Here is a 10,123-nt window from a genome sequence, read left to right on the forward strand (position 1 = left end):
TGATCCCGTGGCCTTCTTCCTGGTGCTCACCTGCGGCCGTCGGTCTGGCCAGCCCCGACCCGCTGCCGCTGCCGGACGTGCCCGGCACCGGGCAGCCCCGACACCTGCGACCCGCTGCCCGGTCTGGTCCCGTGGCCTTCTTCCTGGTGCTCACCTGCGGCCGTCGATCTGGCCGGCCCCGACCCGCTGCCGCTGCTGGACGTGCCCGGCACCGGGCGACCCCGACCCCTGCGGCCTGCCGGCTACGCCCGCGAGCTGGGCGAGCACCTGGCCAGCGCTGGCCCTTCAAGCATAGACGGCACCACATCGGGGGCATGGGTCGGACTACCATCAAGGCTGTCACGGATAGGCCCGCGAACCGAAAAGCGGGGCACCTTCACCCGCCTGCCGTGGCTCCACGATGAAGGGCGCCAGAAGGGGCGCAGCGATGACGAATGAACCGGCATTCGTGCCCGAGTTTCTGACGCTGAGTGAGGCTGTATCTCACCTTGTGCACAAGACTGGGCGACATTGGGACGTGTCCACACTGCTGGGGTTCTGCGCAGAAAAGCATATTGCTTTGCATGCCGCCGTGCCACGCAGCGCACGTGCCGTGCAATGCGAAGTGACGGACTACCTACCGTTTACGATTCGCCCTGTGAAGATGAAACTGCGCACCGTCATGGGGCAGAACCACGCCCGCTACAGGCCCGGAAGTTGGTGCATGGCCATTGCCCACCCGATAACGGTTGCAAACGTCTGGCTGACCGGACGAGGGGACGTTGCTCACGGCGTCCCGACCGCCCGCGATCCCGACCCGGACATGGTGTTGTTCGTCAACGACCAGAACGAGCCGGTTCGGCACGAAGTCACTGCGGCTGATCTTCGCGTTTGGCGCGAAACACTGGCCAATATCTTGGACAAGTGGCGCGAGCTGGAAACACCTAGACCGCCCGCGACGCCTGACATTGCTGGCGACTTCGTAGCCCTGTTGCCCCCTGTCATCCAGTCCGATCCCAACCTGTCCCCCGCTGCCTACCTGAAGCCCACCAAGAAGCCGGGCGACGATTGGACGCCTGCGGACTATGCCGAGCTGCTGCGCCAGTACGAAAGCCTGACCACCGGGCCGGGCGCCATGAAAGGCGAAGCTGCACGGTGCGCACTAGGGGAAGCGTGGTCCTACGCGCCGAACTCCATCAAGCCTTTCTTGACCACTGCCCGCAAGCAGCGCCGCCCCACCACCTGACGGGCTATCCCCTATCTATCCCCGTATCCGCTGGCGGGATGGGGTCGAGTCGTTGAACAGTTCAATCCATCGCAACGACGCACCACGATGGAAGCAAAGCCGTGCAACTGGTCAGCAACACCCACCCGCAAGCCACCGCCACCCCTGCCCCCGCTGAGGCAAAGCCGGACCGCCTGATTCGCCTGGCCGAAGTCGAGACGCTCACCGGGCTGAAGAAATCATCCCTCTACAACCTGTTGCGGGCCGGCAAGTTCGTGAAGCCGGTCCGGCTGTCGTCCCGCTGCACCGCCTGGAGCTATGCCGCTGTTCAAGCGTGGATTCAGGCACGGATCACCGAAGCCGAGGCGCAGCAGTGAACCCGCGCCATCTGACCCATGACGCGCAGGCGTCTGCACTGGCCGAATGGGGGCGTGGCGGTTCGTTCCGCTGCGTGGCCTGCGGCAGAGATTGCACCGACGAACGTCCAGCGCTGGCCGTGCCTACGGCGTTCCCTGGCTTCGCGCTGGGTGCCTGTGGCGCCTGTGCGCGTCGTCTGAGCCAGTCGGCGGGATACCGGCGCCAGACTGCCAAGAATGCCCGCCTCGCTGGGCTTCGGTGCGTTTGTCAGCGTGTCGCCGACCTGATCGGCGTGGACGATCAGGCGCTGACCGAAGCTTTCCGCAGCGTGGCCACCAGACACGAGCCCGGCCCCGCGGCGCTTCGCCTGGTGGATTCCATGCTTGGGGTGCCTGCCGGATCGGTGGACGGTGCGATGAAGTCGGTTCTGAACTGCGGGGGCAAGCAATGACCACCGCCCAGAATCGGAAACATGCGCACGGAAATGGACAGATGCGGAATCCGCGTGCTACGCTTTGCCCGTCACTGCAAAAAACAGTGATGCGGGATTGGCGTCCCGGCAGATATGGCGCAGCAGCCGCGCCAGTCGCGGCTTTTTCACGTCCCTGTGGCGTGAAGCTGTGCGGCATGGTTCCGTCTATGGCGGGCCGTGCGGGGGTGTCTTCGGACACGCCGGTTCCATATCCCGGTACGCCAACCCCGCACGGTCTGCCGCCCCTCATTGGCGTGGGAGGCGGCAGGTTCAACGCCTGTCGATATGGAGCCGTTCACATGGCTGACACCCTCACCGCGCCCGCATCGGGCCGCCTGACCCTGCGCCTTCCTGCGCAGCCCCTTCCCCGTCCTGCTGTTCCCGTCGCCGAGTACGCCCGGGCTTTCGCCCTGCGCATCGCTCGCCAGCGTGCCGAGCGCAACGCCGCACGCCGCGCCCAGCGTCGCGCCGAGCTGCGTGCCAAAGCTGCCGAGCTGGTCGCGTCCGACCGCCTGGCCGTCTGCGGGAGGGCCTGAGCATGGCCCCCGACAACATCACCAGCCCGGTGCAGGCTGGCGCCGCGGCATGTGCTGACGACACCGCGCCGGCCGGCACCCTGGCGGCCCTGGCGCTGCTGCTGGAAGACCTGCGCACCGACGCCGACGCCCTGCGCGAGCTGCTGGCCGACGCCGAGCCGACCGCCTTGCATGCCGTCGCGGGCGATGCCCTGGCTCTGATGTCGTGGCGCCTGGCCTTCGGGCAAGGCATCGTCACCGACGCAGCCGACACCACCAGCGCAGCCGCACGCCAGTTCATCGGCGCGGCTGTCCTTCACCATGTCGGGGGTGCAGCATGAGCAGCACCGAGACGAAACAGCCCGCCTTCGCGCCTTTCCGCTGGGTGGAACCGAGCCAATGCCGTGCGCTGCCGGCCGATCATGTGATGAGCGCAATCGGGCAGATCCGCGACCTATCGGCAGGCGCCTGCCTGCTGGTGCAGATGCTGGAGCGCGACGAGCTGGAACGTGAGTTCGATGACGGGGGCGCACTGTTCGCCACACCTGATCGGGGAACGCTGCTGCGCCTGGCTGTCGCGGCATCACACGCAGCCGCCGGCATCGCCGAAGAGCTGCAGGGCATGGCCGCTGAGCTGGCCGCATCCGACCGCCTGGCCGGCGCTGGGGGGGCCTGAGCATGCACACCGACAACATCACCAGCCCTGCGCAGGCTGCCACCGTGGCCGCACGCCAGTTCATCGGCGCGGCTGTCCTTCAGCGTGTCGGGGGTGCAGCATGAGCGCCGCCACAACCCGACGCGAGGCCGAAGCCCTGCGCCGTCTGCTGGCCCTGCTGCTGGCCGGGGTGCCGTTCGATGATGCCGTGTGGGATGCCACCGACCGGGGCCGCGACCTGGACACCGCACGACTTCTGGAGCTGTATCACCAGCACCGAGCCGCACGCACCGCCGACCAAGGGGACAAGGCATGAGCGCCATCACCTTCAACCTGGACAACCTGACCGGCGCCGATGCCGTGCCGCTGTTCTGCCAGTACCCGCGCGAGTACCGGCCGCAGCCGGCGCACGTCAAAATGGACCAGCACGGCGAGGTGTCGGCCGGCTACAACCCGGACCCGGGCGGATGCAGCATCCCTTCCCGGGTCGCCGATGGGCTGTCGCTGCGCTGGGGCGTGGCGCCATGCGCCAAGCCTGGCCGGCTGGCCGACCTGCTGCGCGAGCACGCCGAGCTGTTCCAGCGTGTCCACGACGGGCACGAAGCCGGGAACTACTCCGGCCGGCTGTCTGACGAGGCACGGGCCGCGAGCGATGACCTGGAACGCATCCTGCGCGACTTCGGCGCCGACCCGGACAACCTGGTTGCCGTCTGGACTGCTGACGAATGGCTGTTCTCGTCCAACAGCCTGCGGGCGGTCTGGAGCGGGCGACCGCTGGCCGATGCGCTGGCCGCCCTGGAGGACGAAGCGCGCATGCTCGCCGATGACAACCACGTCACGGGCGACATGGAAGGGGCGCTGCTGTCTCGTGCCCTGCGCGAGTTCGATGCCGAGGGGGACGACTGCCTAGACCCCCACCACGTCGCTGCGCTGCTGGCCGCTGGCCGGATCACTGCCGAGGATGCGAGCGCCTGGACGAAGGCAAAGGGAACCGCATGAGCACCGCATACACCCCCGGTCCGTGGCGCTGCGATCGGCGATCCATCCTTTCCCCTGCCGGGCTGTGTCTGGCTGAGGTCTTCTCGGGTGGCGCCGACAGCCTGGAACAAGCCGACATGAACGGGCACTTGATTGCATCGGCACCGGACCTGCTGGCCGCGCTGCGCGATCTGCTGGCCGATGCCCTGCACAGTGGCATGGAGGGGCGCCCGGCCGTACTGCAGGCCCGCGCGGCGCTGCTGATCGCAGGCAGCGGCGACCATCCCGGCCCGCGACCATCGGCGCCCCTGTCGCGCCAGTGGCTGCGTCTGCCGGACGTGTGCGCACTGACGACGGCGGGGAAGTCCTGGATCTTCGACCGGATGAAGGACAAGACCGACCCCTTCCCCGCTGGCATCCGGCTGTCATCCAGTCGCCTGACCGTGTGGGACGCTCAACAGGTGTCCGCCTGGATGGCCCGGCGCACCGCGGCGGCGGCGACAGCGACAGCGCCCGACTGAACAACACGAACACCCCTCCAGCGCGGCGGCCTGTCAAGACAACAACGACAGGCACAACGCAGCAAGGCACATCGGCGCAGGGAAAGAGCCGCCCCGCTGGAATCACCTTCAAAGACTTGAACATGAAGAGCTTGGTTTCTCCGAGTTCGGCCGCTGGTGTGCCTGAAACCCACCACACCACGACCGACCGCCCCCACGCCGGCACGTCCGGCGATCTGTTCCCCGGCACCACGCCCGCCGAACTGGTGGAACTGGTCCATGACCAGCCGATGACCACATCCCGGCGAGTCGCGGCGATGTTCCGCAAGGAGCACAAGAACGTGCTGCGCTCGCTGGAAAAGCTGCTTCCAGCCCTGAAGGCGGACGACTTCGACCGGCTCAACTTTGAGCCGATCACCTACACCGACGAATCTGGCAGACGACAGCCTGAATACCGGATGACCAAGGATGGCTTCATGGTGCTGGCCATGAGCCTGAACGGCCCGGAGGCTGTGCGCTGGCGACTGGCGTTCATCAGAGCGTTCAACGCACTGGACAAGGCGGTTCATCGCAAGCACAAAGCCCTGATGAACCGGGAGCGCGAGCTGATCCGGGCAGAGGTGGCACGCTCGCACAGTGCCGTGAACGCCATCCTGGCCGATACCCGCGCCGAACGCGGCAAGACCACCGAGGCACACCACTACGCCAACGAGGCCCGCCTAATCGGCTACGCGATGACCGGCGTGTGCATCGGGGTCGATCGCAGCACGCTGGATGCCGACACGCTGCGGCTGTTGCACCGCGTCGAGACGCTGGACATCAAGCTGTTGATCCGCGGCGCGGACCGCGACACCAGAAAGACCGAACTTCGCGCCCTGGTGCTCAAGGCGCAGGCGACTGCGCAGGCGCTGGACGCTGGCGACGCTGACCCGCTGCAGTCGATCGGGGGTGCTGCATGACCACCCAGCGCCAACCCCGCGAGATCACGCCCGAGCTGGTAGCCGACGCCCTGGCCTGCATCAACCCCGACAACCTCACCCACGACGAACGCGCCCGGCTGGGGTTCGCTGTGTTCGACCAGTTCGGCGCCAACGGTGCGGACTACTGGATGCCGTGGGCTGCGCGTCGATCGGGGTCCGTGGCCACCGAAGACGCCGCGACCTGGCGCAGTGTCTGCAAGCCGGGAAAGGTCAAGATCAATACCTTGTTCTACGTTGCCAAGCGGCACGGTTTCCGGTTCCCGAAGCCGGACCACGACGGCACCACGCCCCGCGCTGGCCGGCCCGTGCCCACCGCTGACGAACTGGCCGCGCAACACGCCGAACGCGAGCGGCGCGACGCCGAAGAGGCTGCAGCACTGGAAGCCGACCACCTGGAAGCGGCGACCCGCTGCCGGGCGATGTGGGACGGTGCCAGCGACACGCCCCCGGCGAGCGGCTGCCCGTACCTGACCCGCAAGGGTGTCCAGTCGCACGGGCTGCGCTTCCTGGCAGACGGCACCGCCCTTGTGCCCATGCGCGACGCTGCCGGCGAGCTGTGGAGCGTGCAACGCATCCTCACCAAGCCAGTGACCGACCGCCAGACCGGCGAAGTCATCGGGGACAAGTTCTATGGACCCCGCGCCCGCAAGGGCGAGACGATCCGTTCCCGGAAAGCCGGGCTCTTCCACCTGATCGACGTTGCAGGGTCCGACGTGCCGGATTGGCCCGTCCTGCTGCTGGCGGAAGGCTACGCGACCGGCGCCACGCTCCACGAGGCTACCGGCCTGCCCGTGGCCGTCTGCTTCGACGCTGGCAACCTGCGGCACATCGCCCAGGCGCTGCGGGAGCGACACCCGGCCGCGCTGTTCCTGGTCTGCGGCGACGATGACCGCGACACCGAAGCGAAGGGCAAGGGCAACCCCGGCCGCAAGGCTGCCGCGGCTGCGGCACGGGTGGCGAACACCAGCACCGGCCCGGCCCTCGTGTGCTTCCCCGATGCGCTGCCGGAAGGCGGTTCCGACTTCAACGACATGGGCACGGCGTTCGGCCTGGAAGCCGTGGCGGCGCTGGTCCATGCGGCTGTGCAGGCGCCTGCACTGGCGGGAGCTGCCCCGACTGGCGGCGCTGCGGGCGAGCCGATCGACGCCGACACCCGCGGCGCCGATGACAACGCGCCCGCGCTGGATGTTCCGCCCTGGTGCGATGAAGACCCCGGCCCGCACGACCCCGACGCCACCGAGGCAGCACCGGCCAGCACCGCCGACACCGACACCGCGCCCCGCGCCAGCCGCACCAAGACCACGGGCAAGGACACCCAGAAGCCGGCTACCACCAAGGCGACCAAGACCCCCAAGCGCAGCACCAAGACCGAAGCGCCGGACACCCCGGACGATGATGAAGCCGGCCCGAACGCGCCAGCGCCGGCCCGTGGCGCCGACCTGTTCCACGTCAATGAGTCCGGGTTGTGGCGCTGGAAGGTGACGATGGGCGAGACGGTCAGCGGATCGTGGCGCAAGGTCAGCACCGCCCTGCGTGCCGTGTCCCTGTGCCGTGACACCCACGACACCGGGACGGCTCTGCAAGTCGAGTTCACCGACGCATTCGGCAAGGTCAAATCCCTGTTCATCCCGTGGGAGCAACTGAGCGGCGACGGTGCCGAGTACCGGAAGGCGCTGTTGTCGAACGGGTTCATGGTCCCGTCCAACCCCGAGCGGCGGCGCTGGTTCGCCGAGTACCTGGAGACACGCCGACCCGAGAACCGCGCCCGCCTGACCGACCGCACCGGCTGGCATGGCCGGGTGTTCGTGACGCCCGATGAAGTCATCGGCACGCACGGCGAGGAAACGATTCTGTTCCATGCGTCAGGCGTGCGCCGGTCTGCCTTCAAGCACCGCGGCACGCTGGAAGACTGGAAAGCCGACATCGGCCGGCTGTGTGTCCGAAACAGCCGCCCCACGTTCGCTGTCTGTCTGGCACTCGCTGCCCCGCTGCTGCGCCTGGTGCCGGAAGTCGGCGGCGGGGGTGTTCACTTCGTTGCCCCGACTTCCAAGGGGAAAACCACGATCATGCTGGCCGCGTCGTCCGTGTTCGGCATGGGAGACGAAAACCACCCGGACAGCTACATGAAGAAGTGGAATTCCACCCTTGTGGGCTTTGAGGCCGTCTGCGAGCAGCACAACGACGCCCCGCTGATCCTGGACGAACTGGGCGAGGCGAAGGCGTCAGAGCTGGGACAGTCCCTGTACATGGTGGCGAACGGGTCCGGCAAGACCCGCGGCGCTGCGGCAGGTGGCAACCGCCCGACCGCGGCATGGTTGAACATGCTCATTTCCGCGGGCGAGATCACCCCGGCGCAGCACCTGGCTACCGCGCAAGTCGAGATCAAGGGGGGGCAGGAAGTCCGACTTGTGACGGTGCCGGCGCTGGTGACGCCGGAAAGCATCCTGGAAGACAACCACGAATTCCCCACGGGTCATGAGCTGTCCGCCCACGTCAAGCGCCACGCCCGCACCAGTTACGGCACGTTGGGGCGTGCCTGGCTGGAATGCCTGGTGAACGACTTCGACGGCATCGAAGGCGACGCCCGCGAACTCATGCAACTGTTCGAGCTGGAAGCCGTGGAAGAGAACGCGGGCGGCGAGGTCAAGCGGGCGGCCCGGCGCTTCGGACTGGCTGCGGCTGCTGGCGAGATGGCCACGAACCGCAACCTGACGGGCTGGCCTGCTGGCTGGGCAACGCAGGCGGCGCGGATCTGCTTCGACGTTTGGGTGTCCACCCGTGTCGGCGGCATGGGCAGCAGCCATGAAGCACAGATGCTGTTGTCGATCCGGCAATGGTTCGGCGCCCACGGAGACGCCCGGTTCAAGCGCTGGGAGCTGACGGACGCCGATCACAAGGCGGTCACGATGTACATGGCCGGGTGGAGAAAAGAGATCTACGGGGACAAAACAGACGACTTCGGCATGAACGGGACGGCCCCTGTTGATCTGGTCTGGTATGTCATGGTTGACGTTTTCCGGAATGAGGTCTGCAAGGGCTTCGACTACCGGGCAGCGCTGCGCCTGCTGGATGAGCGGGGGTTGCTCATCAAGGAGGGCAAGGAGCCGAAGCCCGGCCAGCCGGACAACCGACGCATGGACACCAAGGCCCGCCCCCCTCGCTTTGAGGCGGGATCGGCGCAGGTGTACCGCATCCGCGGCGGCGTGCTGGGTCTGGAAGTCTGAAGGGCTTACCATGACGATGACCACCGCTGAAGCCCTGGCCGTGCTGCTGCAGGACTATGCGCTGTTGTGCCCCGAGGGCATGGACTACGCCGACCCCGAGACGCTGCACCAGCCGACCGGCGAGGTCTGCCGGCTGTCCACGCTGCGGCGGCGCTTCGGCGCCTGGCCGGTTCGCAAGTGGCGCGATCACCCCGCGCTGTGCCGGGTGTGGGGTGCGCCTGCCGTGTTCGCCATGACATGCCGGGCGCTGCGGCCGCGCATCCAGTCGCAGGCCCTGCACGGCACCGACGGCGACCGCTGCACGCCATCGGTGCGGGCGCTGGGCTATGGCGAGCGCGAGGCATTGAAGCGGCTGGCGTGGGACTGGCGAGCCGAGGCGCTGCCCGGCCACGCCGCGGCGCTGGCCCTGCTGGCGGACTGGATGGCTTGCCCCCATGACATGCCGCTGAGCCACTACGCGGCGGGATGGGTCGAGGTGCGGGCGGATCTGGTCCCGTGCGCCGGCCTGCCCTGGCCGCTGGATGGATCGGCGATCGACCCCGACCCGACCGAGCCGGCACGCACCTGCACGCCGCACGACTGGCGCACGCTGCGCCGGATCGCGGCGGATGCGCAAGGCGTGGCCCCTGCCCTGGTGCTGGTCCTGCTGGCGCACTGGTTCCGCCAGTCCGAGCAGTGCCCGGGCTTGAGCGTGTACGCGGCGCACTGGACAGCGGCGCGGCGCGAGGGCGACGCCTTCCCCGCTTCGGCGCTGGCCGTGCTGCGCGAGGTGTGGCCATTGGCCGGCGCTGGCGAGATTGAACCCGGTCGGTCGGAATGGCCACGCCTGCCGGCGCCACCCGCGGCGCAGTGAGTCGCACCCGAAGCCGGCCCCGCACCGGCTTTGTTCCTGGCTGGCACCGGCCGCCCGCGCCCACCCGGCCACGTCCGCGAGCTGGGCGAGCACCTGGCCAGCGCCGGCCGGCTGCCCGGTCTGGTCCCGTGGCCTTCTTCCTGGTGCTCACCTGCGGCCGTCGATCTGGCCGACGCCGGCCCGCTGCCGCTGCTGGACGTGCCCGGCACCGGGCGACCCCGACCCCTGCGGCCTGCAGCACCCAGCCAGCCACGCCCGCGAGCCCGGCGAGCAGAACTGCCAGATGCGGTTGTCGCGCCCGATGGTCGTGTGACCCTCGATCACGCAGTGCGGGCCGATGGTGGTGCCCGCGCCGATCTCGACATGCGGACCGACGATCGTGTAG

The 10,123-nt window shown here is 68.5% G+C and carries 12 protein-coding genes and 1 pseudogene; 12 read left to right on the plus strand and 1 reads right to left on the minus strand.

Going from position 1 to position 10,123, the window contains the following annotated elements; genetic code table 11:
- Positions 1 to 427: 427 nt before the first annotated feature.
- From HZU84_RS19590 to HZU84_RS19645, 12 genes are all read left to right on the plus strand, one after another.
- Positions 428 to 1,225, plus strand: a complete 798-nt coding sequence (locus tag HZU84_RS19590) for a hypothetical protein (RefSeq protein WP_149503847.1) — start codon at positions 428 to 430, stop codon at positions 1,223 to 1,225.
- A gap of 101 nt (positions 1,226 to 1,326) precedes the next feature.
- Complete coding sequence (locus HZU84_RS19595; RefSeq protein ID WP_219341020.1) at positions 1,327 to 1,581, plus strand: helix-turn-helix transcriptional regulator; 255 nt, start codon at positions 1,327 to 1,329, stop codon at positions 1,579 to 1,581.
- Positions 1,578 to 2,012: a hypothetical protein gene (locus tag HZU84_RS19600; RefSeq protein WP_149503848.1), complete on the plus strand. Its 435-nt coding sequence runs from the start codon at positions 1,578 to 1,580 to the stop codon at positions 2,010 to 2,012. The genes HZU84_RS19595 and HZU84_RS19600 overlap by 4 nt, the downstream gene beginning before the upstream one ends.
- 320 nt (positions 2,013 to 2,332) lie before the next feature.
- The gene (locus HZU84_RS19605; protein ID WP_149503849.1) at positions 2,333 to 2,569 is read left to right on the plus strand and encodes a hypothetical protein; all 237 of its coding nucleotides are present in this window, start codon (positions 2,333 to 2,335) and stop codon (positions 2,567 to 2,569) included.
- Positions 2,570 to 2,571: 2 nt separating this feature from the next.
- A complete protein-coding gene (locus tag HZU84_RS19610; protein ID WP_149503850.1) occupies positions 2,572 to 2,889 on the plus strand; it encodes a hypothetical protein in 318 nt (105 codons plus the stop codon).
- Positions 2,886 to 3,224, plus strand: coding sequence for a hypothetical protein (locus tag HZU84_RS19615; protein ID WP_149503851.1), 339 nt, complete (start codon positions 2,886 to 2,888; stop codon positions 3,222 to 3,224). Before HZU84_RS19610 ends, HZU84_RS19615 begins: the two co-directional genes overlap by 4 nt.
- Before the next feature lie 100 nt (positions 3,225 to 3,324).
- The gene (locus HZU84_RS19620; protein ID WP_149503852.1) at positions 3,325 to 3,519 is read left to right on the plus strand and encodes a hypothetical protein; all 195 of its coding nucleotides are present in this window, start codon (positions 3,325 to 3,327) and stop codon (positions 3,517 to 3,519) included.
- On the plus strand, positions 3,516 to 4,202 hold the full coding sequence (locus HZU84_RS19625) for a hypothetical protein (RefSeq protein WP_149503853.1): 687 nt from the start codon (positions 3,516 to 3,518) through the stop codon (positions 4,200 to 4,202). Before HZU84_RS19620 ends, HZU84_RS19625 begins: the two co-directional genes overlap by 4 nt.
- Entirely contained in the window at positions 4,199 to 4,702 is a 504-nt protein-coding gene (locus HZU84_RS19630; RefSeq protein ID WP_149503854.1) for a helix-turn-helix transcriptional regulator, read from the plus strand. Before HZU84_RS19625 ends, HZU84_RS19630 begins: the two co-directional genes overlap by 4 nt.
- Before the next feature lie 122 nt (positions 4,703 to 4,824).
- Complete coding sequence (locus HZU84_RS19635; protein WP_244954524.1) at positions 4,825 to 5,640, plus strand: Rha family transcriptional regulator; 816 nt, start codon at positions 4,825 to 4,827, stop codon at positions 5,638 to 5,640.
- A complete protein-coding gene (locus HZU84_RS19640; RefSeq protein WP_149503856.1) occupies positions 5,637 to 8,885 on the plus strand; it encodes a DUF927 domain-containing protein in 3,249 nt (1,082 codons plus the stop codon). The genes HZU84_RS19635 and HZU84_RS19640 overlap by 4 nt, the downstream gene beginning before the upstream one ends.
- 10 nt (positions 8,886 to 8,895) lie before the next feature.
- Positions 8,896 to 9,738, plus strand: a complete 843-nt coding sequence (locus tag HZU84_RS19645; RefSeq protein ID WP_149503857.1) for a hypothetical protein — start codon at positions 8,896 to 8,898, stop codon at positions 9,736 to 9,738.
- Positions 9,739 to 9,996: 258 nt separating this feature from the next.
- On the opposite strand, the pseudogene HZU84_RS19650 reads toward HZU84_RS19645, so the two are convergent.
- Positions 9,997 to 10,123 (minus strand): annotated as a pseudogene (locus HZU84_RS19650) (acyl-ACP--UDP-N-acetylglucosamine O-acyltransferase); the annotation flags it as partial.

This window comes from Sphaerotilus sulfidivorans (assembly GCF_013426975.1).
Taxonomy (GTDB): Bacteria; Pseudomonadota; Gammaproteobacteria; order Burkholderiales; family Burkholderiaceae_C; genus Sphaerotilus; species Sphaerotilus sulfidivorans.